Genomic DNA, 24,025 nt, shown 5'->3' on the forward strand with positions numbered 1-24,025 from the left:
TTGTCCGTGATGGGCTTCTCCGCGACGTGCACTGCACCGCCTGCGAGAAGGGCACCGCCCGCGGCAGTCGCGGACAATTTCGCCAGGGCCATTTTTACCGACATGGGCAAACTCTCTGTTCCAACTGGGGCTTTCCCATCAGCCGGCGGGTCCGGCCTTGGGTGTATCCCCGTCCTCTTCTAGGAACAGCCCACTCGCCTGAGCGGCAATGCGGTTAACTATGAATATCCTCGTGGCAGGCGAAATAAATGACCTGAAAACCGCATGCTGGGCCAACATGTCCCGTTCTGGAACCGTTCAGGCGGCGAATCTTGCCCAGGCGGTTAACCTTCCTTGTCGAACAGGCCTGTTTGCGACGGCCCTGCGGCGCGCTGAGTCGGTGCTGGCGGCGTTCTGTCCAGATGCGTCCACCCACGGTCGTTGAGGCAGCGCCCCCGCGCCGTGCGTGCGACCAGGCCCAGCTGGATCAGGAACGGTTCGACCACTTCCTCGATCGTGTCGCGCGGCTCTGCAAGGCCGGCTGCCAGCGTCTCCACCCCCACGGGACCGCCCTCGTAGATGTCTGCGATCATGGTGAGATAGCGGCGGTCCATGGCATCGAGGCCGAGCGAATCCACTTCCAGCCGGGTCAGCGCCTCGTCGGCTATCCGGGCGGTCACGATATCGGCGCTGGCGACTTCCGCAAAATCGCGCACCCGGCGCAGCAGGCGACCTGCCACGCGGGGTGTGCCGCGGCTGCGGCGGGCGATTTCGCGCGCGCCTGCAGGTTCGATCGGCAGGCCCATCAATCCCGCCCCCCTGGTAACGACGCGTTCCAGCTCTTCCTCGGTATAGAAGCTGAGCCGCACCGGGATGCCGAAGCGGTCGCGCAGCGGCGTGGTCAGCAGGCCCTGCCGCGTGGTGGCGCCTATCAGCGTGAAGGGCGGCAGGTCGATCCGCACGCTGCGCGCCGCCGGTCCCTCGCCGATGATGATGTCGAGCGCGCGGTCCTCCATCGCCGGATAGAGCACTTCCTCGACCACGGGATTGAGGCGGTGGATCTCGTCGATGAACAGGACATCGTGCGGTTCGAGATTGGTCAGCAGGGCGGCCAGGTCGCCCGCCTTGGCCACCACCGGACCCGAGGTGGCACGAAAGCCGACGCCCAGTTCCTTCGCCACGATCTGCGCCAGCGTCGTCTTGCCGAGCCCCGGCGGCCCGAAGAACAGCGTATGGTCCATCGCCTCGCCGCGCTTCCTGGCGGCCTCGATGAAGACCCGCAGGTTCTCCCGCGCGCCCTGCTGGCCGACGAACTCGCCGAGCGATTTCGGCCGCAGTGCCGCGTCCGGGTCCTCCGGCTGGCGGTCTGGTGTGTGGAGGGGTACGGGGTCGGTCACTAAAACGGGTTCACCGTGTAGCCGTCCTGTTGGAGGAGGGCGTGGGCGGTCATGGCGCTCAATGCGACTTCGACGCCGGGCAGCAGGTCGGCGGTTTCGTCGAGGCCGAGGCCCGCGGCGCTCTGGCCGCACAGGATGATGCGCACGCCCTCGCCCACAAGCGCAGCGATCAGCGGCGCGTTTGGGTTGGCCGCGCCTTCGAAGCGGGAGGCATAGGCTTCAGCAGTCAACAGGTCCTGCGCTGCCTGCCCGTGGACCACCACCGCCAATGCCATGTTCTCCCGCGGGACACCGGCAGCAGCGTGCATGTTGAGGAAGCGCGCGGCGGAAATCAGTGTGCGGTTCTGGCCGTCTTCCGCCCGCTCCGCAGAGTCGAAGCTGTGCCTGAACACCGTTCCTTCGGGGATGACGACATCCGCCTCGACCGACGCATGCGGTCCATGCTCTGAAAACACCGGGCCATAACCGAAGCGGCTCGCATCCGGCGTTTGCGCCAGCGCGGCACCCGATGCGGCCAGTGCCGTAATTGCCATGAACAGCTTCATCGCCATCGCCCTATCCTGCTGCCTTTTTGAGCGCGATGCGAATGAGTTCACCCTCGCCCGCGCCTTCACCCAATTCGCCTTGCGCTGCAGCGACGGCCTGCGCCGCCACAGCCGGTTTGAAGCCCAGATTTTCCAGCGCCGAAACGGCATCCGCGCTCGCCCCGCCTTTGGGAGCCAAAGCGACGCCCCCTTCGCCTGCGGGCAATCCGCCGGCCTTGTCCTTCAATTCGTTCACGATGCGGCCGGCCAGTTTCGGGCCCACGCCATTTGCCCGCGCAACCATCGCTGCATCGCCGCCTGCGCAGGCCTGCTGCACTTCGGCCGTGGACAAGGCGGAAAGGATGGCCAGGGCCACCTTGCTGCCCACGCCTTGCACGCTGGTCAGCAGGCGGAACCAGTCCCGCTCGCTCCCTTCGGCAAAACCCAGCAGGCGCATATCGTTCTCGCTCACCTGCAGGTCGGTGTAGACCGTGCACGCTTCCCCGGTTTCGCCCAGCGCACTCAGCGTGCGAGCGGAACAATGGACGAGATAGCCCACGCCGCCGACATCGATGACGGCCCAGTCGGTTCCGGTTTCGTCCAGCAGGCCTTTCAGCTTTGCAATCATGTCGTCTTTCCGGGCATGGTTTGTTCTTGGGGCACAAGAGAAGTTTGGTCCAGCAGGAATGGACAGGCTCCCACAATTGTGGGCAAGAGGCGCTGGTTTCAGGGAGCTGGCATGAGCTGGAATACATTCGGACGCGTCCTGCGCTTCACCACCTGGGGGGAAAGCCACGGGCCGGCAATCGGTGTCGTACTGGACGGATGCCCCCCGGGTATCGCCTTGTCGGAAGACGACATCCAGCCGTTCCTCGACGCACGCAAGCCGGGCCAGAACAAGTTCACGACCCAGCGACAGGAACCGGACGCGGTCCGCATCCTGTCCGGCGTGTTCGAGGGGCAGGACGGAACACAGCGCACCACGGGCACGTCGCTGTCGCTGCTGATCGAGAATACCGACCAGCGCAGCAAGGACTATTCCGAAATCGCGAACACCTACCGCCCCGGCCATGCCGACTATGCCTATGACGCGAAATACGGATTTCGCGACTACCGCGGCGGCGGGCGGTCGAGCGCGCGCGAAACCGCCATGCGGGTGGCGGCCGGTGCGGTTGCGCGCAAGGTGATCGGTGACGTGTCGATCTTGGCCTATGTCAGCGAGATCGGCGGCGACCGGATCGACCCCGCCAATTTCGACGCTGGGGAAATTGGCCGCAATCCCTTCTGGTGCCCCGATGCGGACGCGGCCAAGCGATGGGAGGCTTTGGTGGACGACGCGCGCAAGGCCGGATCCTCTCTCGGCGCGGTGGTCGAATGCGTGGCCACGGGTGTACCCGCCGGATGGGGCGCCCCGATCTATGCGAAACTCGACAGCGATCTTGCCTCAGGAATGATGAGCATCAACGCGGTCAAGGGCGTGGAAATCGGCGATGGCTTCGACGCGGCACGGCTGACCGGCGAGGAAAACGCGGACGCCATGTCGCCGGGCGCCAACGGCGTGGAATTCGCCGCCAACCATGCAGGCGGGGTCGCGGGCGGAATCTCTACCGGCCAGCCGGTCGTGTGCCGCGTCGCGTTCAAGCCGACCAGTTCGATCCTGACGCCCACTCCCAGCATCGACCGCGAAGGCAATGCGACACATGTCCGCACGAAGGGCCGGCACGATCCTTGTGTCGGCATCCGCGGCACTCCGGTCGTGGAAGCGATGATGGCCCTTGTCCTGGCCGATCACAAACTGCTGCACCGGGCGCAGTGCGGCTAGCAGGCGAACCCTGACGAGCCCATCTCGCCGCGCCACGATTGCGTCAAACGCAACGAAACGGCGCGTTGGTTGCGCTTTCCGAAAGTTCCAAATTCTAGATTGAAAATTTCGATGTTCGCAATCGCAACATCTCACTTTTGTGCGCTGCAACAGCCCCTATCTGGCTCTGACAAGTTTCAACCCGACTATTGGAGAACACCCATGGGTATCATCGGAAGCCAGATCAAACCGTTCACCGCCTCCGCCTTCCAGAAGGGCAAGGACTTCTTCGACGTCACGGACGAGGACGTGAAGGGCAAGTGGGCCGTTTTCTTCTTCTATCCGGCCGACTTCACCTTCGTCTGCCCGACCGAGCTGGAAAATCTCGGCGAGCAGTATGCCATGCTCCAGAAGATGGACGTCGAAGTCTACGGCGTGTCGACCGATACGCACTTCAGCCACAAGGCATGGCACGACACGTCCGAAAAGATCGGCAAGCTGGAATTCCCGTTCCTCGGCGACCAGAACCACGTTCTCGCCCGTAATTTCGACGTTCTGCGCGAAGGCGTCGGCCTTGCCGACCGTGCAACCTTCGTCGTCGATCCCGACGGCGTGATCCAGATCATGGAACAGACCTGCGAAGGCGTGGGCCGCAATGCCAACGAACTCGCCCGCAAGATCAAGGCTGCACAGTATGTGCGCGCCAACCCCGGCCAGGTCTGCCCGGCCGCGTGGGAAGAAGGCAGCGACACGCTGTCACCCTCGCTCGACCTCGTCGGCAAGATCTAACCGGTAAACGCTGAAGGAAAGGGGCGGCGCGCATGGTGTCGCGCCGCCCCTTTTTCTTGCCCGCCCCCTCCCGTTCCCCGCCATTCCTCCAGGAGTTCCCATGCTCGACCAGACGATGACCCAGCAGCTCAAGACCTATCTCGCCAATCTGCGCGAGCCGGTAACACTGATCGCCACTCTCGGCGACGATGCGAAGTCGCAGCAGACGCGCGAATTGCTCGAAGAGATCGCGGCCCTGCACGATTTGGTGGAGGCGAAGTTCGATGGTGACGATGCGCGGGTTCCCAGCTTCCTGATCCGGCGCGGCAAGGATGCGGACCGGCAGGTGCGCTTTGCCGGTCTGCCGATGGGGCATGAATTTACCTCGCTGGTGCTCGCCCTGCTATGGGCCGGCGGCCACCCGCCGAAGGTGGAGCAGGACCTGATCGACCAGGCGCGCGCACTGGAAGGTCGCTTCGATTTCGAGATGTATTTCTCGCTCAGCTGTCACAACTGTCCGGATGTCGTGCAGGCGCTGACCCTGATGGCGCTGGAAAATCCGGGTGTTACGGCCACGCTGATCGAAGGCGGCACGTTCCAGGACGAAGTCGATGCACGCGACGTGATGGCCGTGCCCGCGACCTACCTGAACGGCGAAACTTTCTTCAATGGCAAGATGACGCTGGCCGAGATCCTCGCCAAGGTGGACACCGGCGCGGCGGACCGCGCAGCGGCGAAGCTCGACGCGCTCGATCCGTATGAAGTGCTCGTCATCGGCGGCGGTCCGTCGGGCGTTGCCGCTTCCGTCTACACGGCGCGCAAGGGTTTTCGCACCGGCATCGCAGCAGAGCGTTTCGGCGGTCAGCTGAACGATACGCTGGGCATCGAGAACCTTCCCGGCACGATTTACACGGAGGGGCCCAAGCTTGCCGACGAACTGCGCCGGCAGGTCGGCGACAACAGCATCGAACTGCTGGAAATGGCCGGGGCTAAAAAGATCGTGCCCGCGACCAATGATGGCGGAATGCACCGGGTCGAACTGGAAAATGGCGCTGCGCTCGAAGCGCGCTCGATCATCCTTGCAACCGGTGCCCGCTGGCGCTCGCTCGGCGTGCCGGGCGAGGACGAGTATCGGAACAAGGGCGTTGCCTATTGCCCCCACTGCGACGGCCCGCTGTTCAAGGGCAAGGACATCGCAGTCGTCGGCGGCGGCAATTCCGGTGTCGAGGCGGCCATCGACCTAGCCAATATCGTGGGCAGCGTGACCCTGATCGAATATGACAGCCAGCTTCGCGCGGACGAAGTGCTGCAACGCAAATTGCGTGAATTCGACAATGTCACCATCCTGACCTCCGCTCGCACGACCGAAATCACGGGCGACGGTACGCGGATGAGCGGCCTGACCTACGAAAACCGCGAAACCGGCGAAATGCACACGCTGGACCTGGCAGGTGCGTTCATCCAGATCGGTCTCGTTCCCAATACCGAATGGCTGAAGGACGGCGCGTTGCAGCTCTCGCCGCATGGCGAGATCGTGGTCGACGAACGCGGGGCGACAAATGTACCCGGCGTCTTCGCCTCGGGCGATTGCACCACCGTTCCCTACAAGCAGATCGTGGTCGCCATGGGCGGCGGATCGACGGCGGCCCTGTCCGCCTTCGACTACCTGATCCGCACGGAGCCAGCCGAAGAGATTGCGCAGGCAGCCTGATTTTACCCGCGGTACGAAAACAGGGGCGCGGATGGTTCGGCCATTCGCGCCCTTTTTCATGTCCGTACAATCAGCAATCCGATGATATTCGCCAGTTTAATCGATTGGACTAATCATAACGCGAGTCGCATACCGTCTCCATCACAGATACGATTCCGAGCGAATGGAGAACGATAATGGATGCTAAGACAGGCGATATCAGCGGTGGATGCCCCTTCACCGGCAATGGCGGAGTGCGCGACCTTCTGGGCCGGACCAACCGCGACTGGTGGCCGGACTCGCTGCAGCTCGACATCCTCACGCAGGGTGGCAAGGGCATCGACCCGATGGGCGAAGACTTCAATTACGTCGAGGCCTTCAATGCCCTCGACTACGATGCGCTGAAGGCCGACCTGAAGGCGCTGATGACCGACAGCCAGGATTGGTGGCCGGCGGATTACGGCCACTACGGCCCATTCTTCATCCGCATGGCATGGCACGCAGCCGGCACCTATCGCACAGGCGACGGGCGCGGCGGCTCGTCGAGCGGGCAGCAGCGTTTCGCCCCGCTCAACAGCTGGCCGGATAACGGCAACCTCGACAAGGCGCGCCGCCTGCTGTGGCCGATCAAGCAGAAATACGGCAAGCATATCAGCTGGGCCGACCTCTTCATCCTGACCGGCAATGTCGCCATCGAAAGCATGGGCGGCCCGGTCTTCGGCTTCGGCGGCGGCCGCGCCGACGTATTCGAGCCTGAAACCACCTATTGGGGCACGGAAGAGGAATGGGTCGACGAAGGCGTCGAAACCCGCATCATCCCCGACGAAGGCAAGGCGTTGGAAAACCCGCTCGCGGCGATCCAGATGGGCCTCATCTACGTCAACCCCGAAGGTCCGGGCGGCAATCCGCACGATCCCGAAGGCATGGCCCGCGACATGCGCGAAACCTTCGCCCGCATGGCCATGAACGACGAGGAAACCGTGGCCCTGACCGCCGGCGGCCACGCCTTCGGCAAGTGTCACGGCGCGGCCCCGTCCGACACGTTCGGCAAGGCGCCCGAGGGCGAGAAGCTGCACACCATGGGCTTCGGCTGGCTGACCGACCCCGAGGAAATCGGCAAGGGCCACATTACCACGTCGGGCATCGAAGGCGCCTGGACGCCCAATCCTACCGAGTGGGGCAACGACTATTTCCGCCTGCTGTTCAAGTACGAATACGAGCTGACCCAGTCGCCCGCCGGGGCCAACCAATGGACCCCGGTCGACCCGGAAGAAGCCGACATGGCTCCCGATGCGCGTGACCCGTCCAAGAAGGTCCCGACAATCATGACGACGGCCGACATGGCGCTGAAGCGCGACCCGGAATATCGCAAGATTTCCGAGCGTTTCCGCGACGACCAGGCGGCGCTGGACGATGCCTTCGCCCGCGCGTGGTTCAAGCTGACCCACCGCGACATGGGCCCCAAGGTCCGCTACCACGGTCCCGAAGTGCCGGAAGAAGACCTGATCTGGCAGGATCCGGTCCCGGCCGGCACGAAGCCGTCCGACAGCGCCGTTTCCGACTTCAAGTCGAAGGTGATAGATAGCGGCCTGACCGTTTCGGAACTCGTGAAGGCGGCATGGGCCTCGGCCTCGACCTATCGCAATTCGGACCACCGCGGCGGTGCCAACGGTGCCCGCGTCCGCCTCGCTCCGCAGAAAGACTGGAAGGTCAACGACCCTGAGGAACTGTCGAAGGTCCTCTCGAAGCTCGACGAAATCCGCGGCGACCTGTCGATGGCTGACGCCATCGTGCTGGCCGGTGCAGCGGCAATCGAGAAGGCGGCCAAGGATGGCGGCCATTCGGTCAGCGTCGATGTGACGACCGGCCGCGGCGATGCGACCGACGAGCACACTGACGCGGAAAGTTTCGAGCCGCTCGAACCCTTCGCCGACGGGTTCCGCAATTACCTGAAGACCAAGGCGAACGTGAAGACCGAGGACATGCTGATCGACCGGGCGCACCTGCTCGGCCTCAGCATCCCGGAGATGACCGCGCTTCTCGGCGGTATGCGCGTGCTTGGTGCAAACAGCACCCACTCCGTACACGGCTCCAAGCTCGGTGTCCTGACCGACCGCGTCGGCACGCTCAGCAACGACTTCTTCGTCAACCTGCTCTCCATGGGCACGGTCTGGGAAGTCGTCGACGAGAGCGGCGACGAGGAATTCGTCGGCAAGGAACGTGCGTCGGGCGAGGAGAAGTTCCGCGCCACGCGGACCGATCTCGTCTTCGGTTCGAATTCCCAGCTGCGCGCGGTTGCGGAAACCTATGCCGAAACCGGCGGCGAGGAACGCTTCGTGCGCGACTTCGTTAGTGCCTGGACAAAGGTCATGGATGCCGATCGTTTCGACATTGCGTGATGGACCTTCCTGAAGGGAAAACCCTCGGGTCGCAGAAAGCCCTCGGCGTTTACGCCGGGGGCTTTTTTATGCGCCGGACGGACCCAAAGAGGCCTTGCCGCGTTAATCCCGGTACTCGCGATAAAAGGTTCAAATCATGAGCAAAAAGACCGTCCCGCCCACCACCACGGATGCCGGAATCCGGGTCCAGAGCGAAGAGCATTCCCTGACCGTCGGAAGCGATGGCCCCATCGTCCTGAACGACCATTACCTGCTGGAGCAGATGGCGAATTTCAATCGGGAACGCATTCCCGAGCGCCAGCCCCATGCGAAAGGTTCAGGCGCGTTCGGCTATTTCGAAACCACGCAGGACGTGTCGAAATACACCAAGGCCGCACTTTTCCAGAAGGGCGTGAAGACCGATGTCGCGATGCGCTTCTCGACCGTCGCCGGGGAACGCGGCAGCCCCGATACCTGGCGCGACCCGCGCGGCTTTTCGGTCAAGTTCTATACCGAGGACGGAAATTTCGACATGGTCGGCAACAACACGCCGATCTTCTTCATCCGCGACCCGTTGAAGTTCCAGAATTTCATCCGCAGCCAGAAACGGCGCGCCGATAACGGCCTGCGGGATCACGACATGATGTGGGATTTCTGGACGCTCAGCCCGGAAAGCGCGCACCAGGTTACCTATCTGATGGGCGATCGCGGCGTGCCGAAGAACTGGCGCGAGATGAACGGCTATGGCAGCCACACCTACAGCCTGGTGAATGCCGAAGGCGAGAAATTCTGGGTCAAGTTCCACTTCCACACCGATGTCGGCGATCAGTCGGGTAATGCCCACCTGACGCAGGACGAGGCGGTCAAGAAAGCGGGCGAAGACAGCGATTATCACCGCCGCGACCTGTTCGACGCCATCCATGAAGGGAATTATCCCAGCTGGACGCTGAAATGGCAGATCATGCCTTACGAGGACGCCAAGACCTACGATATCAATCCGTTCGACCTGACCAAAACCTGGCCGCACAAGGATTACCCGCTGATCGAGGTCGGCAAGCTCGTGCTGGACGAAAACCCGGTCGATTGGGACACGCAGATCGAACAGCTTGCCTTTGAACCCAACAACATGGTTCCCGGCATCGGCCTGTCGCCCGACAAGATGCTGCTAGCACGCGGTTTCAGCTATGCCGACGCACATCGCCATCGTCTGGGCGTCAATTACAAGCAGATCCCGGTAAACTCGGCGAAGAACGCGCAGGTGAATTCCTATTCCCGCGCCGGTGCAATGCGCGTCGAGAACTCGGTAGACCCTGTCTATTCCCCCAACTCATACGGCGGACCGGCTGCCCAGCCCGATTTCGGGCCGGACGCGGGACTGTGGCACGCCGATGGCGACATGGTCCGCACGGCCTACAAGCTGCGCCCGAAGGACGATGACTGGTCGCAGGCAGGCACGCTGGTGCGCGAGGTCATGGACGACGAACAGCGCGACCGTTTCGTCTCCAACGTCTCCGGACACCTTGCTGACGGCGTGTCGGAGAAGGTGCTGGTCCGGGCGTTCGACTACTGGAAGAACGTCGATGCCGACATCGGCGAGCGGATCGAGAAGACGGTCCGCGACATGATCGGCGGAAAATCTGAAGCGCCCGGCATGGCAAGCGCACTATCCATCTCCGGTGAAGGCGCGGCAATGAAGGAAGCCGCCGAGTAGACCCTCAGCTTCCGCGCTTGAAAACGATGTAGAGCGCACCGTCGCCCCCGTGGCGGCGGTGCGCCTTTCGTATGGCGGCGATGGACGCGCCATGTTCGCTCGCCGCGAGCCAGTCGAGGATCTTCGCCCGGATTGCGCCGCGGCTGGTGCCCCTGTCGGCCGCATCGACGGGACGCGGCTTGCCGGTCACGATCATGACGACCCGCGCCCCGGTCGCGCGTGCCTGGAACATACCGTCCATCAGGCGCCTGTATGCAGCATCGAGGCCGTGCCCGTGCAGGTCGAGGGAGAAATCCGGCACGATGTCGCCGCTCTTGAGCTTTCGGTCCCAGTGCGAGTCCAGATTGCCGCGCGGGCTCCGCGCCGCAGCGGAGGGAGGTGAAGACATCGGCGTATTCGCTGACTTGCCGGACGATGGCAGGCGGCGGGTCGGCTTCACGAATTTTGGCGGCGTCTTGACGATACTGCCCGGTGTCCCGCCGCCTTCTGTCGCCGTGGGCTTGTGCGAAATGCGGGGGTGCAGGGGAACCACTGTCTTCGCCAGCTTCTCCCACGCTTCCGCCTCGGATTGGCTCAGGCCTCCCGGATGGGTCACGCCGAGCGCCTCAGCGTGCCAGCAGGCGTGCGACCGAGCCCTTGGGCAGCAGGATCAGCGCCTGCCCGCCGCTCGACATACCGCCGGCGATGCGGCGCGCATCGTCACCATTGCCCCAGAAGGTGTCGAACCGGTTCGCGCCCTTGATCGCTCCGCCCGTGTCCTGCGCTACCCACAGGCCGTCGGCCACATCGGTGTCCATGTCGAGGAAGACCGGCGCGCCGTAAGGCACGAACCGGGGGTCGACCGCCACGCTGTCGCGGCCCCGCACAGGAACCGCGATGGAGCCGAGCGGACCGTCCGTCACCAGTTCGCGGAAGAATATCCAGCTCTGGTTCTCGCGCATGACACCGGCCGCCTGTGCGGGATGATCGCGCAGCCAGTCGATGATGCCCTGCATGCTGACGGCATAGTCCGTGCCTTCGCCGATCTCGCCCCGATCCTTCAGTGTACGCCCGATGGCCGTGTATCCACGTCCGTTCTGGTCGGCATAACCGATACGCATCAACGATCCGTCCGGCAGGCGCAGCAGGCCGGAGCCCTGTATCTGCAGGAAGAAGAACTCGATCGCATCAGCAGCCCAGGCTATCTCCAGCCCCCGTCCGGCGAGAGCGCCCAGTTCGATCGCCTCGCGGTCCCAATAGGGAACGAAGGCGCCGGTCTCGTCATAGCGGCCCCGCGGAGGGGTGCCCGTTCGCTCGGTTGCCGCCATGTCCGCTGGCCATGCGCGCGTCAGGTCGTCCGGCACGCGGTAGACCGGCACGTCATAGCCCGGCGCACGGGTGCGGCTGCCGCGCAGTTCCGGCTCGAAATATCCGGTGGCGAATGCCTCGCCATTGCCGATACGCACGGTTTCGAAATGTTCTGCGAAGAATGCGCGGCCCCGGTCGTATCGGGCCGTCCGCGCCGCTGTGCAGGCAGCCTGCCAGTCGGCAGGCCGCGTCAGCCCGCTCTTGTCGTCCTTGCCCGTTGCCCAGCTACAGCTTTCGAGGAATGCCGCCAGTGCGGCATTGGCGTCGGCATCGGTGACCGGCAGGCTCGACACAGGCGGCCCGCGCTCTACGCCAAGAAACGCGGCGCTCTGCACTTCGGGGACAGGTGGCGGCGCGATGACCGGACTTGGCGGTTTCGGATCGGTCCCGGCACCGACGCAGCTGACTAGCCCCGCCAGCGCTGCCAGTGCCAGACCATTCAGCGCGTGACGCATAGTCCCAGGGGCCCCTCGTTGAATTCCGGCTCCGATGGAGCCTGGCCTTGCCTCAGCCCTCGTCGGTTTCGACGAGCTGCCAGTCGGGACCGGCGGCATCGACATTGCGGGCGAAGGTCCAGATGTCGCGGCTTTCGATCGCATCGTCGAGCGAGCCGGCCACCACATTGCCGTCGCGATCGCGCGTGACGGCGGCAATATCCGAGACGAAACGCATGGTAACGCGCGCCTCGCGGCCATCCAGCTCGGCGTCGCGAATGGTCGCGTCTTCGATCCGGATCAGCGTATTGTCCATCGTTTCGCCCGCGTCGGTCCGCGCGTCGATCGCGCCTGCGAAGCCTGCATAGACGTCGTCGTCGCACAGCTCGCGCAGCGTTTCCTTGTCGCCGTTCCAGAACGCCTCGAGGATCATGCCATAGGCGCCCTTGGCCCCCTCGATGAAGCCGAACACATCGAAATTGCGGTCTGCTGCGGAAATCGCGCGCACGCCCTGTTCGACGACCGGCAGCATCGCCGTGGCAGGTTGTTCGTCGGCCGCCGCAGGCTTCAGCTGGACCACGGGGGGATTGTCTTTCGCAGGCTCGTCACCGGCATCGAACCGGCGCGGGATCGCCTCTTCCTCGTGCTCGGCACGGTTGCCCAGCACGGAATAGAGCCGCAATCCCAGGAAGGCGGCAATCATGGCAAGGATTACGATCTCGACAATCACTGTTTACCCTTAACTTTCATCGCCCAATCGCAGGCCGGGCGGCAGCCATCCGGGCCTTTGCCCTCAGACCCTCCATACATAGGAAATGGCGACAATTCCACAACGTGAACTATTGGCCGTGCGGACGGGGCGTGGCGCGCGCCGGATGGGCGGGCCGACGGCGCACCGACCGGCCAGCGCGAATTGTTGCCGCCCCCGCTGCATGGTGCTAGGCGCGCAGGCCATTCCAGATCACCAGAACACCCAGAAGAAAGCGAACAAGCCATGGCCGACCAAGGCGACGTCCTCACCGATCTCGATCTCGATCCCGCAGCGACCGGCAACGGCGCCGACAACCAGCCTTCGGTCGGGTTCCTGACCCAGTATATCAAGGACTTCTCGGTCGAGAATCCGAACGCGCCGGCATCTTTCCAGTGGAACGAGCAGCCGCAGATCGACCTGCAGCTCAATATCGGCGCGAACGAAGCGGGCGATGGCGTCCACGAAGTCGAACTGAAGCTGAATGCCAGCGCGCGGTCCAACAGCGGCGTCCTGTACGCGATCGAACTGGTCTATGCCGGCCTCGTCGCCATCCGCAACGTTCCCGACGAACAGGCCCACGCCTTCCTCTATGCAGAGGCGCCGCGCATCCTGTTCCCCTTCGCCCGCGCCATCATTTCCGACGCCTCGCGCGATGCCGGTTTCCAGCCGCTGATGCTGGACCCCATCGATTTCAACGCGCTCTACATGCAGCGTCTGGACGAAAAGGCGCGCGAGGAAGCGGCTGCGGGCGGCGATACCGCCCCGCCGGCCGGACAGGCCTGATCCGGGCCGCCTGACGCGCCCCCGCTTTCCCAACCGCCCACCGCGAGAGGCGTAAGGCCATGAGCCTGCTCAAGAATGTCGGAACCATCGGCGGCCTGACCATGGTCAGCCGCATCTTCGGTTTCGTGCGCGACGTCATGCTGGCCCGCGTGCTGGGCGCGGGCGGCGTGGCCGATGCATGGCAGCTGGCGTTCCAGCTGCCCAACATCTTCCGCCGCCTGTTCGCGGAAGGCGCCTTTGCCAGCGCATTCGTACCGCTGTTCAACAGGCACATGAAGGAAGGCGACGACTGGTCCGACGCGGAACGGTTCGCCAGCCAGGTGCTCGCCGTGCTGTTGCCGATCCTGGTCGTGTTCGGCGCGCTCATGATGCTGGCCATGCCGTGGGTGCTGCAGGCCTTTGCCAGCGACGAGCTGAGAGCCGACGGGCAGAACTGGGAACTGGCCGTCACGATGGGCCGGATCGCTTTCCCGTATTTGCTGTTCATGAGCCTTGCGACGCTGGTGGGCGCCACGCTCAATTCCCTGTCGCGGTTCGGCGCAGCGGCGGCAGCACCGATCCTCCTCAACATCTGCCTGATCAGCGCGCTTGCATGGGGCGCCTTGCAATCGGACAGCGAAGCAACGCGCCAGTCCACGGGTCTTTTCCTGAGCGTGGCGGTGTCCGTTTCCGGCCTGCTGCAATTGCTGTGGTTGGGTTACTGGATGAGGAAGGCGGGCTTCCATATCCGCCTTGCCCGTCCCCGCATAACCGGCGATGTGAAACAGCTGGGGATCCTGATCCTGCCGGCCGTGTTCGGCGCCGGGGTCTACCAGATCAGCCGCTTCATCGACCTGTTCTTCCTGGGCCAGTTGCCCGAAGGGTCGATCACCTACCTCGCCATGGCCGACAGATGGAACCAGTTGCCGCTCGGCATCATCGGCATTGCATTGGGCACGGCGATCCTGCCTGCGCTCAGCCGCCATGTCAGCCGCGACGAAGGCGACGAGGCGCAGCGCCTGCAATCCAACGCGGTCGAACTGGCGATGCTGCTGACCCTGCCGAGCGCAGTCGCCCTGTTCATCACCGGCAGCGCGTTTACCCGCGTTTTCTTCGTCGGCGGCGCCTTCACGCTGGAAGATGCACTGGTCACGGGCACGGTCGTCTCCGGCCTCGTCATCGGGCTGCCGGCCTATGTGCTGGTAAAGGTGCTGACGCCGAATTTCTTCGCGCGCAAGGATACGCGCACACCGGTCTATACGGCGGCTGCATCGCTGGTCGTGACAATCGCCCTCAACATCTATCTCGTGCCCCGCATCGGCGTGCTGGCGCTGGCCGTCGCAGGCTCTATCGGGGCGTGGGTGAACGTCGCCCTGCTTTACGCTATCCTCGCCAGGCGCGGCTTCTTCCGCCTCCAGCCGATGATCCTCTGGCGACTGGCCCGCATCGCGCTGTCGGCGCTGGCAATGGGCGTCGTCCTTTGGTTCGCCATGCCCTATGGCGAAGGCCTGTTCACAGGCTCCGCGCTGGAACGTGCGGGCGCCATCATCGGCATCATGCTGGTCGGCCTCGTCAGCTTCGTACTGGCGGCTGCGGCCCTGCGCGTTCTCGACAAGGCGACGGTCCTGCGCCTAATGCGCCGGCAGACCTGACCCCAAACAGCCCTTCGAACGGATTTTTTATGCGCCCCACAATGCGAGTTGTCTCCGGCATCCAGCCCACCGGCAATCTGCATCTCGGAAACTATCTCGGCGCGATCCGCAACTGGGTGCGGATGCAGGACGAGCTGGAGGACGGGCAGGAATGCTTTTTCTTCCTCGCCGACCTGCACGCCATCAGCATGCCGCACGACCCGGCAGAGTTGAAAAGAGGCACGCTGGAAATGGCCGCCGCGCTGGTGGCCTGCGGTATCGATCCGGCCCGCTCCACCCTGTTCAACCAGGCGCAGGTGCCTGCCCATGCAGAGCTGCAATGGCTGCTGAACGGCACCGCGCGGATGGGCTGGCTCAACCGCATGACGCAGTTCAAGGACAAGAGCGGCAAGAACCGCGAAGGGGCGAGCGCGGCCCTGTTCACCTATCCGGTGCTGCAGGCGGCCGACGTGCTGCTGTACCAGGCGACCCACGTGCCGGTGGGCGAGGACCAGAAGCAGCATCTGGAACTGGCGCGCGATATCGCGGCCAAGTTCAATCACGACTTCGCACCGCGCGATGCGGACGGGAACGAGGCCCCGGTCTTTACCCTACCCGAACCGATCAACCCGCCGCAGGCCGCCCGGATCATGAGCCTGCGCGACGGCTCGAAGAAGATGAGCAAGTCCGACGTCTCGGAAATGAGCCGGATCGAGCTGGTCGACGATGCCGACACCGTCATGAAGAAGGTGAAGAAGGCCAAGACCGATCCGGAACCGTTGCCGTCCGAACTGGGTGGCCTTGCCGATCGGCCCGAGGCGCTGAACCTCGTCACGATCTACGCCGCACTCGCCGATACGACGCCCGAAGGTGTCCTGGCGGATTTCGGCGGCGAAGGTTTCGGCAAGTTCAAGCCTGCCCTGGGCGAATTGATGGTCGAGACGCTGAAGCCCATTTCGGGCAGGCTCAACGACCTGCTGGACGACCGAGAAGCGCTCGATGCGATCCTCGCCCGCGGTGCCGCCCGCGCCCGCGAGGCCGCTGCGCCTACGCTGTCGGCGGCCTATGATGCGCTGGGTCTGCTTCGCCCCTGATTCACGTCACTGAAATTGCTTGTATTTCCGGGACCTTGGGAAACATTTGATAGGCGGCGGGTTCAATGGGGGTTCAGGCCGCTTCGCGTAGACCGTTACCAGTTCAAGGGTAAGTCGACGCCGGGCGGGGGGAAGTCCAGGCGTCCTGCCTGTTTCTTTTTCGAGGGCCGTGTGATGAATTCGATATCCAGAAAACGCCTGATGCAGTTTGCCGCCGCACCCCTGATGCTGGCCGGCCTGTCCGCCTGTGCGACCGGCTTCAATGCCGATGTTTCGCGCTTCGCCACCCAGCTCCCCGCGCCGCAGGGACAGACCTATGCGGTCGTGGCGGACGATCCGTCGCTCGCCGGCGGCCTCGAGTTCTCGCAATACGCGTCTCTCGTGGGCGAGGAGATGAGTGCACTGGGTTATACCCCTGCAGCATCGCCGGAAACCGCCAGTCTTCTGGTCCGGTTCGACTACGGTGTCGATAACGGGCGGGAGCGGGTTCGCTCCACCGGCTTCGCACGCGATCCGTTCTTCGATCCGTGGTACGGGTACAGCCCCTATTACCGCACCCGTCTCTATCGCCATCGCGGCTTCTATCGCCCGACCGCAGCATGGGGTTACGGGTATTACGATCCGTGGTTCGGCGCGAACGATGTTCGCAGCTACACCGTCTATACCAGCGGTATCGACATGAAGATCGACGATACCGGCAGCGGCGAACGCCTGTTCGAAGGCAAAGCGCAGGCCCTGTCGACCAGCAACCGCCTGCAATACCTGGTCCCGAACCTCGTCGAGGCGATGTTCACAGATTTTCCCGGCCGCTCTGGCGAAACGCTTCGTATTTCGATAAAGCCGGAAGAGACAAAGGTTCGCCGCGTCGATTGAGACAAGGCGGAACTTGAGCGCTTCGGGTCGCACCTAAGCGTTAGGGGGAGCGGGTCCATCGCAAGATGGGCCCGCTCTTACCCTTTCTGGCGGGCTGTTCCGTAGCGATCAGAGCGCTGACGAACCGCCGGTCGAACCGAAGCCGCCCGTCCCCCGCGCCGTATCGTCCAGGCTTTCGACCTCTTTCCAAGCGGCGCGCGTGACAGGTGCCAGCACGAGCTGCGCGATCCGGTCGCCGCGCTCGACATTGAAGACCTCTTCCCCGTGATTGATCACGATGACCTTCACTTCCCCCCGGTAATCGGAATCGACCGTGCCGGGCGCATTGGGCACGCTGATACCGTGTTTCAGAGCCAGGCCGGAACGTGGGCGAACCTGTATTTCGTATCCGGCAGGGATGGCGATGGACAGGCCGGTTGCCACGGCGTGCCGGTGGCCGGGGGCAAGTGCGACCGTCTCGGCCGACACCACGTCCATGCCGGCTGCACCGTCCGTGGCATAAGCGGGCAGGTCCAACCCTTCCCCGTGGGGCAGGCGCTTGATCCGGACAGGTACGGCGTCAGTCATTGCCCGCATCTCCTTCCAATGTCTTAGCTATGCGATCGACCAGTTGCCGGGCGACCTCGTCCTTCGGCATTTCGGGCAGAGCCTCCACCCCCTGCCCGCGCACGATGTGGACGGCATTGTGGCTCCCCCCCATGACGCTTTTCCCGACGGGACCGGACACGTCGTTGGCCACGATCCAGTCCACGCCCTTGCGCTTGCGCTTGGCCTTCGCGTTCTGGATCACGTCGTTGGTTTCGGCGGCGAAGCCGATCAGCAATTCGGGGCGCTGCTTGTGCGCGGCCAGGTTGGCTAGGATGTCGGGATTTTCTTCCAGCAGCAGGGCGGGCGGCGCGGATCCGCGCTTTTTCATCTTCTCCCCCGCGACATCCCGCGTGCGCCAGTCGGCCACGGCAGCAACCATAACCGCGACATCGCACGGCAGGGAGCTGCGCACCGCGTCGTTCATTTCCCGCGCGGATTCGACATCGATCCGGTCGACGCCAGGAGGCGTCTCGAGATGCACCGGGCCTGCCACCAGAGTGACCCGGGCCCCTGCCGCGGCGGCGGCGGCTGCAATGGCAAAGCCCTGCTTCCCGCTCGACCGGTTGGCGATGTAGCGGACCGGATCGATGGCCTCGCGCGTGGGGCCTGCCGTGATGAGGACATGCCGGCCGAAAAGCGGGCGATGATCCGGTTCGGCCTCGAAATCGGGTTGCCCGGCCAGCGGGTCCGCTTCCAGCGGCGTTTCCTCGACCAGCGGCCCCTCGAGCGATGGACCTTCCGCCGAAAATGGCTGCGGTGCCTGGCCACCGGTGCCGGTCGCGACCTCGTGATTGATGGCATGCCGGTCCGTCGGCGGTGCGGACAGCGCCTTGCCCTTGGTCGCGAGTAGCAGCGCTCCCGGGGCCTGATCGGGGGCCGGGACCGGATCGGGGGCCGGAACCGGCGGCTCTTCGACCACGCCCTCGTCCTGTTCGTCGGGGTCCGGCACGTCCGCCGCTTCGTGCTCGGCCGGCTGTTCCCAGTCGGCCTCGATTTCCTCGGCAGAGCGCCTGCGGGTCGTGCGCGGGATGATGGAAGACAGCAATCCGCCCAGGCCGCCCCGCGCCGGTGGCTCGACTTCCGGCTCCGGCTCCAGCGCCTCGACTTCGTAAACCTCTTGCAGGGCCGGACCATCGCCCGGCTCCATATCCAGCTGGCGCGCGATTTCCCGCCAGACATCGACCGGTTCCGGCAGGCGTCCGGGGCCGAATTCGCCGCAGGCCATGGCGCCCGTGTCCGGCTCCATCACGGCCACGCCCGCCTCGCGCAGCCACCCGATATTGCGCTGTGTCGCCTCGTGCTGCCACATCCGCACGTTCATGGCCGGCACGGCCAGCACCGGCTTGTCGGTCGCAAGGATCAGCGTGGTGGCCAGATCGTCGGCAATCCCGGCACTCATCTTTGCAAGCATGTTCGCGGTGGCGGGGCACACCACTACCAGGTCTGCTTCCCGACTGAGCTGGATATGCCCCATCTCGACTTCGTTTTTGAGGTCCCACAGCGTGGTATGGACCTCGTTCTCGCTGAGGGCGGCGAGGGCCATCGGGGTCACGAACTGCGCCCCGCCTTCTGTCAGGACGCAGGTGACATGGCCGCCATTCTTGCGGATCAGGCGCACCAGCTCGCACGATTTATACGCCGCGATGCCTCCGCCGATCACCAGCAGGATGCGGGGCCCCGCCCCGGTCATGGTCGCCATTCCAATGTCATTGTCCGGGTCCACGGCGGGACCGCCCCCTTTGTCAGTCTTGCCGTCCATGCCTAGCGGCAGCGCGCATTCGGGGGAAGGCCTGCCCTTCCAATGGTTACGATTTGCCTAGCATGGTCCCATCCGAAGCTTTAGAACAGTCCGCGATAAAGGGGGGAACGATGCGTTTGATACTGTCCGCTGTCCTGTTCGTGATGGGGCTGTTCTACCTTTTCGTGGGCGCCGGATTCATCGTCAATCCGGTCGCGGCCGGCATCGATTTCGGACTGACCGGCGATGGCGCGAAAGGCCTCTCGACCATGAGGGCCGACATGACCGCCTTCTTCTATGTCGGGGGCGGTGCCATGATCTGGGGCGCATGGAAACGGCGCGGCGACCCGTTGCTGGTTTCGGCGGCCCTGTTCGCCATCGCCTTCATCGGTCGCCTCGTCAGCTATTTCGCGGACGGACCCTACCCTGCATGGACGGGACCGATGCTGATCGAACTGGTGACCGTCGTCGTCTGTCTGGCGGCGTGGTGGATCCTTCCCGATCGCAAACCGGCGGGCGACCTGCTGCGTCAGGACCGGTCCGGGTTCTAGCCGACCCAGCCCAGTGCCAGCGCGCCGGCAACGGCGCCTGCGCCCAGCGCGGCTGATACGATGTAGCCGGCCCAGCCGCGCGACCTGGCCTCACGTTGCCGCCGTTCCCAGATGAGCTCGATCTCGGGCAGGGGCGCCGCCTCGGGCGCGCCGCCACGGGGCGGGAAGCGATCTTCCACCCGCCGCACCAGGTCCGGCAATCGCAGCAGGGTCGACAGGTTTTCCTTCACCGCATCGGCCAGCGCCGCCTCCGGCCCCAGTTCGTCGCGGATCCAGCTGCGGACATAGGGCGCGCTGACGTCCCACATGTTGATCTGCGGGTTGAGCGAGGTCGCGATGCCTTCGACCATCACCATCGTCTTCTGCAAGAGCAGCAGATGCGGCTGCGTCTGCATGTCGAAATCGCGGGTGATGGCGAACAGTCCGTCCAGCATCTGGCCAACCGACAACTCGCTCACCGGCTTGCCGCGCATCGGTTCGCCCACCGCGCGAAGGGCGGTCGCAAATTCGCCGACATCGTGGTGGCTGGGCACGTATTGTGCCTCGAAATGGATTTCCGCGACCCGGCGGTAATTGCCCGTCGTCAGGCCATAGAGGATCTCCGCCAGCCATTGCCGGGCACGCCGGTCGATGCGGCCCATGATCCCGAAATCGATCGCAGCAATGGTACCGTCGGCCTGCACGAACAGATTGCCCTGGTGCATGTCGGCGTGGAAGAAACCGCCGCTGATGGCCTGCGTCAGGAAGGCCAGCACCAGCCGTTCTGCCAGTTCGGCGGGATCGTGACCGGCGGCGATAAGGTCTTCGCGCCGGGATATCTTGATACCGTCGATCCACTCGACCGTCATCACCCGGCCATTGGTGCGATCCCAGTCGATCGCGGGCACGCGAAAGCCTTCGAAACCGTGCATCGCTTCGGCCAGTTCGCTGGCGGAGGCAGCCTCGCGCCGCAGGTCGAGTTCCGAATTGGTCCAGCGCTTGAAATTGGCGATGGTCAGCGCCGGGCGCAGGCGCGCGGCTTCGCCGCCCATCGCCTCCAGATGCGCCGCCGCCCATTCGTAGGTCGCGATATCGCGGGCGAATTTCTCGCGGATGCCGGGCCGCAGCACTTTGAGCGCGACCTGCCGCCCGTCGCTCGTCACCGCGCGGTGGACCTGCGCGATGGAGGCTGCGCCCACGGGATCGGGATCGATCTCGGAAAACAGCGTGTCCAGCGGCTGCTCGAACGTGGCTGCCACGGCAGCCTCGATTTCGGAAAAGGGAACAGGTGGCAGATTGTCCTGCAGCGAAAGCAGGTTCTGCGCCGCCTCGTCCCCCACCAGGTCGGGCCGCGTCGCGAGGGACTGGCCCAGCTTGATCGCGGCGGGTCCGATCTCGCGGAACGCCCCGGCATAGTCGGGCGATTTGGGTTGGATCGTCCCGAGCCGCGCGATGCGGGTCAGCCGGCGAACCGGATCGGGCGTGTTGGGATCGCTCTCGATACCGCGCAGGGCGCCGTGCCGCGCGGCGGTCCGGCCCCATTTCAGGAGCCGCCAAATATGGGTCGCTGGCCGTGTCACCCGGTCAGATCTTCCAGCCGGAATGGATTGCGACCGCCCCGCCCAGGATCGGTTCCACCCGCGTTTGCGCGAAACCGGCATCGCGGATCATGCCCTCGAACGCCTCCATCGAGGGGAAACGGCGGATCGATTCGGCGAGATAACGGTAACTGTCCTCGTCATCGGCGATGACCTTGCCGATCTTGGGCATCAGGCGATGCGAATAGGCATCGTAGATTTCCTTGAAGCCCGGCCATTTCGTGCCGTTGAATTCGAGGCAATAGAAGCGCCCGCCATGCTTCAGGACACGGTATGCCTCGGCCAGCGCACGGTCGATACGGGTCACGTTCCTGATGCCGAAGGCGATGGTGTAGGCATCGAACTGCCGGTCGCCATAGGCCAGTTGCTCGGCATCCTGCCGCGACCAGACGAGGCCCGAGATACCCCGGTCCATCGCCCGCTCGACCCCCACGTCCAGCATTTCCTGGTTGATGTCGGCGACGGTGATGTCCGCCCCCTTCGCCGCCATTCGGAAGGCGATGTCGCCCGTCCCGCCCGCCATGTCGAGGATGGCTTCGCCCGGCTGCGGCTTCACGCGGCGCACGAAGCGGTCCTTCCACAGCCGGTGCATCCCGCCCGACATGGCGTCGTTCATGATGTCGTACTTGGCAGCGACGTTCGAGAAGACTTCGCCGACACGGCCGGCCTTCTCCTCGGCGGCGATGTCTTCATAGCCGAACGAGACGGTTTCTTTCGGGGCTTGGCTCATGGGCAGCGCCTTAGGAGAGAATGCGGTGGCGTCATAGTGTTTTGCCGGTTTGCATGCGTGCCTGTAAGGGGCGGACATGCCCGAACTTCCGGAAGTAGAAACAACGGTCCGCGGTCTTGCGCGGTTCCTCGAAGGCGAACGGATCGTGCAGGTCCGGGTCAACCGGCCCGACATGCGCCGCCCCTTCCCCCCCGATCTCGTCCAGGCACTGACAGGCGCGCGCATCGATTCGCTGGGTCGGCGGGCAAAATACGGGCTGCTTCATACCGACCGGGACCGGACGATGATCTTCCACCTCGGGATGAGCGGGCGCTGGCGAATCGATCCGGAGGAACCGGACAGGCACGATCACCTGGTGCTGGAAACGCAGGATCACCGCTTCGCCCTGTGCGACCCGCGACGATTCGGCTGGGTCGACCTGGTGGATACAGCGGCGCTCGACCAATGGCCTTCCTTTGCAGGGATGGGCCCCGAACCGCTGGGCGATGCGCTGACCGCACGGCACCTGCGCAGCGCGCTTGCCGGACGCAAGCAGGCGATAAAGCTGATGCTGCTCGACCAGTCGGTCGTGGCCGGGCTCGGCAACATATATGTGTGCGAGGCCCTGTGGCGCGCCCGGATCAATCCGAAGAAGGCAGGTGGGCGCGTGCCGCTGGCCGCGCTGGAGCGGCTGGTGCCCGAAATCCGGTCCGTGCTCGAACAGTCGATTCGGGATGGAGGATCGTCCCTGCGGGACTATGCCCGGCCTGATGGGGAGCTCGGCTATTTCGCGACGCGCTTCGACGTATACGGACGGGAGGGCCAGCCATGCCACCGGGCGGATGGCGGCGTCATACGGCGCTTTGCGCAAGGTGGGCGAAGCACGTGGTATTGCCCCCGCTGCCAGCGATAGGCATAAATGGTGCGAACACAGCCGGGGCGCACCACGCAAAGATTCATTGACGCAGCGCCCCTTGCCACTTATGTGGCGCGCTTCACGGCGTTTCGGCGCCGCCTTTTTCGTATTCACGAACCAGTTTCATCGGGCCGACCATTTGACGGCCAGAGATCAAGGACGACCATGGCCAATACGCCGCAAGCTCGCAAACGCATCCGTCGCAACAATCGCCGTGCCGAAATCAACGGCGCGCGCATGAGCCGCATCCGTTCGTACCTCAAGCAGGTCGAAACCGCGCTCGAAAGCGGCGACAAGAAAGCGGCTGCCGATGCGCTGCACACCGCCCAGCCGGAACTGATGCGCGGCGTGGCACGCGGCGTCCTGCACAAGAACACGGCCGCCCGGAAGATGAGCCGCCTGAGCAAGCGGGTCGCCGCTCTCTAAAACCGGGCCCGCGGCACCTTGCTGCAGGTGATATTCGAAGGGGTCGCAAGCCTGTGGTTTGCGGCCCCTTCGCGCTTGTTACTGTCATGTTTCAAGTACTGTCACAAAACTCCAGGGTTTCCCGCGATTCGCATAGGCGGGATCCTCAAAACTGTTGGTAAACAGCTGTTTAGACGGACGCCTGCGGGGTTGCGCCGAGTCAATTTCTTTATTTCAGATTTTTTACCTCCCGTGCCTTGCGACTCACGCCGCTTGCCTCTCTAAAGGTGTTCGAGCCGACCACGGGACAGGATCGGTTCTTGCAGATTCGAGTAATGGGGGAAGGTCCGGAAACCTGGTTTCCGGTCTAAGGCGAAGCCTTGCCTTTCACGGATGGATTG

The 24,025-nt window shown here is 64.4% G+C and carries 22 protein-coding genes; 12 read left to right on the top strand and 10 right to left on the bottom strand.

The window, feature by feature from the left end; translation table 11 throughout:
* Nucleotides 1-323 precede the first annotated feature (323 nt).
* The 3 genes from ruvB to ruvA are packed head-to-tail and all read right to left on the bottom strand — an operon-like array spanning nucleotide 324 to nucleotide 2,528.
* Nucleotides 324-1,376 carry a Holliday junction branch migration DNA helicase RuvB gene (gene ruvB / locus PF049_13465; protein WBY16573.1) on the bottom strand — a complete coding sequence of 351 codons (1,053 nt, stop codon included), beginning with the start codon at nucleotides 1,374-1,376 and terminating at the stop codon, nucleotides 324-326.
* A complete protein-coding gene (locus PF049_13470) occupies nucleotides 1,376-1,927 on the bottom strand; it encodes a DsrE family protein (GenBank protein ID WBY16574.1) in 552 nt (183 codons plus the stop codon). The genes ruvB and PF049_13470 overlap by 1 nt, the downstream gene beginning before the upstream one ends.
* Before the next feature lie 4 nt (nucleotides 1,928-1,931).
* On the bottom strand, nucleotides 1,932-2,528 hold the full coding sequence (gene ruvA, locus PF049_13475; protein ID WBY16575.1) for a Holliday junction branch migration protein RuvA: 597 nt from the start codon (nucleotides 2,526-2,528) through the stop codon (nucleotides 1,932-1,934).
* A gap of 111 nt (nucleotides 2,529-2,639) precedes the next feature.
* Between ruvA and aroC the strand changes: the two genes are divergently transcribed.
* The 5 genes from aroC to PF049_13500 all read left to right on the top strand — a co-directional run bounded on the left by aroC (nucleotide 2,640) and on the right by PF049_13500 (nucleotide 10,248).
* The gene (aroC, locus tag PF049_13480) at nucleotides 2,640-3,722 is read left to right on the top strand and encodes a chorismate synthase (protein ID WBY16576.1); all 1,083 of its coding nucleotides are present in this window, start codon (nucleotides 2,640-2,642) and stop codon (nucleotides 3,720-3,722) included.
* Nucleotides 3,723-3,923: 201 nt separating this feature from the next.
* Nucleotides 3,924-4,490 carry an alkyl hydroperoxide reductase subunit C gene (gene ahpC / locus PF049_13485; GenBank protein ID WBY16577.1) on the top strand — a complete coding sequence of 189 codons (567 nt, stop codon included), beginning with the start codon at nucleotides 3,924-3,926 and terminating at the stop codon, nucleotides 4,488-4,490.
* 100 nt (nucleotides 4,491-4,590) lie between these two features.
* Nucleotides 4,591-6,180 carry an alkyl hydroperoxide reductase subunit F gene (gene ahpF, locus PF049_13490; GenBank protein WBY16578.1) on the top strand — a complete coding sequence of 530 codons (1,590 nt, stop codon included), beginning with the start codon at nucleotides 4,591-4,593 and terminating at the stop codon, nucleotides 6,178-6,180.
* 176 nt (nucleotides 6,181-6,356) lie between these two features.
* On the top strand, nucleotides 6,357-8,558 hold the full coding sequence (katG, locus tag PF049_13495; protein WBY16579.1) for a catalase/peroxidase HPI: 2,202 nt from the start codon (nucleotides 6,357-6,359) through the stop codon (nucleotides 8,556-8,558).
* 136 nt (nucleotides 8,559-8,694) lie between these two features.
* The gene (locus PF049_13500; GenBank protein WBY16580.1) at nucleotides 8,695-10,248 is read left to right on the top strand and encodes a catalase; all 1,554 of its coding nucleotides are present in this window, start codon (nucleotides 8,695-8,697) and stop codon (nucleotides 10,246-10,248) included.
* A 4-nt stretch (nucleotides 10,249-10,252) separates the two neighbouring features.
* Here the strand turns inward: PF049_13500 and PF049_13505 are convergent, their stop codons facing one another.
* Genes PF049_13505 through PF049_13515 form a run of 3 tightly spaced genes read right to left on the bottom strand, consistent with a single transcriptional unit; the run spans nucleotide 10,253 to nucleotide 12,759 of the window.
* Entirely contained in the window at nucleotides 10,253-10,843 is a 591-nt protein-coding gene (locus PF049_13505) for a Smr/MutS family protein (protein WBY16581.1), read from the bottom strand.
* A gap of 10 nt (nucleotides 10,844-10,853) precedes the next feature.
* Nucleotides 10,854-12,050, bottom strand: coding sequence for a murein transglycosylase A (locus PF049_13510; GenBank protein ID WBY16582.1), 1,197 nt, complete (start codon nucleotides 12,048-12,050; stop codon nucleotides 10,854-10,856).
* A gap of 52 nt (nucleotides 12,051-12,102) precedes the next feature.
* The gene (locus PF049_13515; GenBank protein ID WBY16583.1) at nucleotides 12,103-12,759 is read right to left on the bottom strand and encodes a Tim44/TimA family putative adaptor protein; all 657 of its coding nucleotides are present in this window, start codon (nucleotides 12,757-12,759) and stop codon (nucleotides 12,103-12,105) included.
* Nucleotides 12,760-13,023: 264 nt separating this feature from the next.
* Here PF049_13515 and secB point away from each other — a divergent pair, with 264 nt between their 5' ends.
* From secB to PF049_13535, 4 genes are all read left to right on the top strand, one after another.
* Nucleotides 13,024-13,563, top strand: a complete 540-nt coding sequence (gene secB / locus PF049_13520; protein WBY16584.1) for a protein-export chaperone SecB — start codon at nucleotides 13,024-13,026, stop codon at nucleotides 13,561-13,563.
* A gap of 59 nt (nucleotides 13,564-13,622) precedes the next feature.
* A complete protein-coding gene (gene murJ, locus PF049_13525; protein WBY16585.1) occupies nucleotides 13,623-15,194 on the top strand; it encodes a murein biosynthesis integral membrane protein MurJ in 1,572 nt (523 codons plus the stop codon).
* 41 nt (nucleotides 15,195-15,235) lie between these two features.
* Nucleotides 15,236-16,267, top strand: coding sequence for a tryptophan--tRNA ligase (trpS, locus tag PF049_13530; GenBank protein ID WBY17934.1), 1,032 nt, complete (start codon nucleotides 15,236-15,238; stop codon nucleotides 16,265-16,267).
* Nucleotides 16,268-16,441: 174 nt separating this feature from the next.
* Nucleotides 16,442-17,140 carry a DUF4136 domain-containing protein gene (locus PF049_13535; protein ID WBY16586.1) on the top strand — a complete coding sequence of 233 codons (699 nt, stop codon included), beginning with the start codon at nucleotides 16,442-16,444 and terminating at the stop codon, nucleotides 17,138-17,140.
* 108 nt (nucleotides 17,141-17,248) lie between these two features.
* Here the strand turns inward: PF049_13535 and dut are convergent, their stop codons facing one another.
* Entirely contained in the window at nucleotides 17,249-17,707 is a 459-nt protein-coding gene (gene dut / locus PF049_13540) for a dUTP diphosphatase (protein WBY16587.1), read from the bottom strand.
* Nucleotides 17,700-19,427 (bottom strand): bifunctional phosphopantothenoylcysteine decarboxylase/phosphopantothenate synthase, encoded by a 1,728-nt coding sequence (locus PF049_13545; protein ID WBY17935.1) that lies wholly within the window; start codon nucleotides 19,425-19,427, stop codon nucleotides 17,700-17,702. Before PF049_13545 ends, dut begins: the two co-directional genes overlap by 8 nt.
* Nucleotides 19,428-19,597: 170 nt before the next feature.
* On the opposite strand from PF049_13545, the gene PF049_13550 reads away from it, so the two are divergent.
* Entirely contained in the window at nucleotides 19,598-20,017 is a 420-nt protein-coding gene (locus tag PF049_13550; protein WBY16588.1) for a DUF4345 family protein, read from the top strand.
* Here PF049_13550 and ubiB read toward each other — a convergent pair.
* Nucleotides 20,014-21,576, bottom strand: coding sequence for a 2-polyprenylphenol 6-hydroxylase (gene ubiB / locus PF049_13555; protein ID WBY16589.1), 1,563 nt, complete (start codon nucleotides 21,574-21,576; stop codon nucleotides 20,014-20,016). The two genes, PF049_13550 and ubiB, sit on opposite strands and share 4 nt — an antisense overlap.
* A 4-nt stretch (nucleotides 21,577-21,580) precedes the next feature.
* Nucleotides 21,581-22,324 (bottom strand): class I SAM-dependent methyltransferase, encoded by a 744-nt coding sequence (locus PF049_13560; protein ID WBY16590.1) that lies wholly within the window; start codon nucleotides 22,322-22,324, stop codon nucleotides 21,581-21,583.
* Nucleotides 22,325-22,400: 76 nt separating this feature from the next.
* Here PF049_13560 and mutM point away from each other — a divergent pair, with 76 nt between their 5' ends.
* Together mutM and rpsT are read left to right on the top strand one after the other, a co-directional pair.
* Nucleotides 22,401-23,216: a bifunctional DNA-formamidopyrimidine glycosylase/DNA-(apurinic or apyrimidinic site) lyase gene (gene mutM, locus PF049_13565; GenBank protein ID WBY16591.1), complete on the top strand. Its 816-nt coding sequence runs from the start codon at nucleotides 22,401-22,403 to the stop codon at nucleotides 23,214-23,216.
* Nucleotides 23,217-23,384: 168 nt separating this feature from the next.
* Nucleotides 23,385-23,645, top strand: coding sequence for a 30S ribosomal protein S20 (gene rpsT, locus PF049_13570; protein ID WBY16592.1), 261 nt, complete (start codon nucleotides 23,385-23,387; stop codon nucleotides 23,643-23,645).
* Nucleotides 23,646-24,025: the final 380 nt, after the last annotated feature.

Source organism: Erythrobacteraceae bacterium WH01K (assembly GCA_027941995.1).
In the GTDB taxonomy this organism is placed as follows: Bacteria; Pseudomonadota; Alphaproteobacteria; order Sphingomonadales; family Sphingomonadaceae; genus CAJXSN01.

Bases quoted from the DNA above. Each gene is read 5' to 3' on its own strand.
- katG (WBY16579.1), top strand. From the start codon at position 6,357: ATGGATGCTAAGACAGGCGATATCAGCGGTGGATGCCCCTTCACCGGC.
- ahpF (WBY16578.1), top strand. From the start codon at position 4,591: ATGCTCGACCAGACGATGACCCAGCAGCTCAAGACCTATCTCGCCAAT.
- PF049_13470 (WBY16574.1), bottom strand. From the start codon at position 1,927: ATGGCGATGAAGCTGTTCATGGCAATTACGGCACTGGCCGCATCGGGT.
- PF049_13550 (WBY16588.1), top strand. From the start codon at position 19,598: ATGCGTTTGATACTGTCCGCTGTCCTGTTCGTGATGGGGCTGTTCTAC.
- murJ (WBY16585.1), top strand. From the start codon at position 13,623: ATGAGCCTGCTCAAGAATGTCGGAACCATCGGCGGCCTGACCATGGTC.
- PF049_13560 (WBY16590.1), bottom strand. From the start codon at position 22,324: ATGAGCCAAGCCCCGAAAGAAACCGTCTCGTTCGGCTATGAAGACATC.
- rpsT (WBY16592.1), top strand. From the start codon at position 23,385: ATGGCCAATACGCCGCAAGCTCGCAAACGCATCCGTCGCAACAATCGC.
- PF049_13535 (WBY16586.1), top strand. From the start codon at position 16,442: ATGAATTCGATATCCAGAAAACGCCTGATGCAGTTTGCCGCCGCACCC.
- ruvA (WBY16575.1), bottom strand. From the start codon at position 2,528: ATGATTGCAAAGCTGAAAGGCCTGCTGGACGAAACCGGAACCGACTGG.
- dut (WBY16587.1), bottom strand. From the start codon at position 17,707: ATGACTGACGCCGTACCTGTCCGGATCAAGCGCCTGCCCCACGGGGAA.
- PF049_13545 (WBY17935.1), bottom strand. From the start codon at position 19,427: ATGGCGACCATGACCGGGGCGGGGCCCCGCATCCTGCTGGTGATCGGC.
- mutM (WBY16591.1), top strand. From the start codon at position 22,401: ATGCCCGAACTTCCGGAAGTAGAAACAACGGTCCGCGGTCTTGCGCGG.
- PF049_13500 (WBY16580.1), top strand. From the start codon at position 8,695: ATGAGCAAAAAGACCGTCCCGCCCACCACCACGGATGCCGGAATCCGG.
- PF049_13510 (WBY16582.1), bottom strand. From the start codon at position 12,050: ATGCGTCACGCGCTGAATGGTCTGGCACTGGCAGCGCTGGCGGGGCTA.
- ahpC (WBY16577.1), top strand. From the start codon at position 3,924: ATGGGTATCATCGGAAGCCAGATCAAACCGTTCACCGCCTCCGCCTTC.
- trpS (WBY17934.1), top strand. From the start codon at position 15,236: ATGCGAGTTGTCTCCGGCATCCAGCCCACCGGCAATCTGCATCTCGGA.
- aroC (WBY16576.1), top strand. From the start codon at position 2,640: ATGAGCTGGAATACATTCGGACGCGTCCTGCGCTTCACCACCTGGGGG.
- secB (WBY16584.1), top strand. From the start codon at position 13,024: ATGGCCGACCAAGGCGACGTCCTCACCGATCTCGATCTCGATCCCGCA.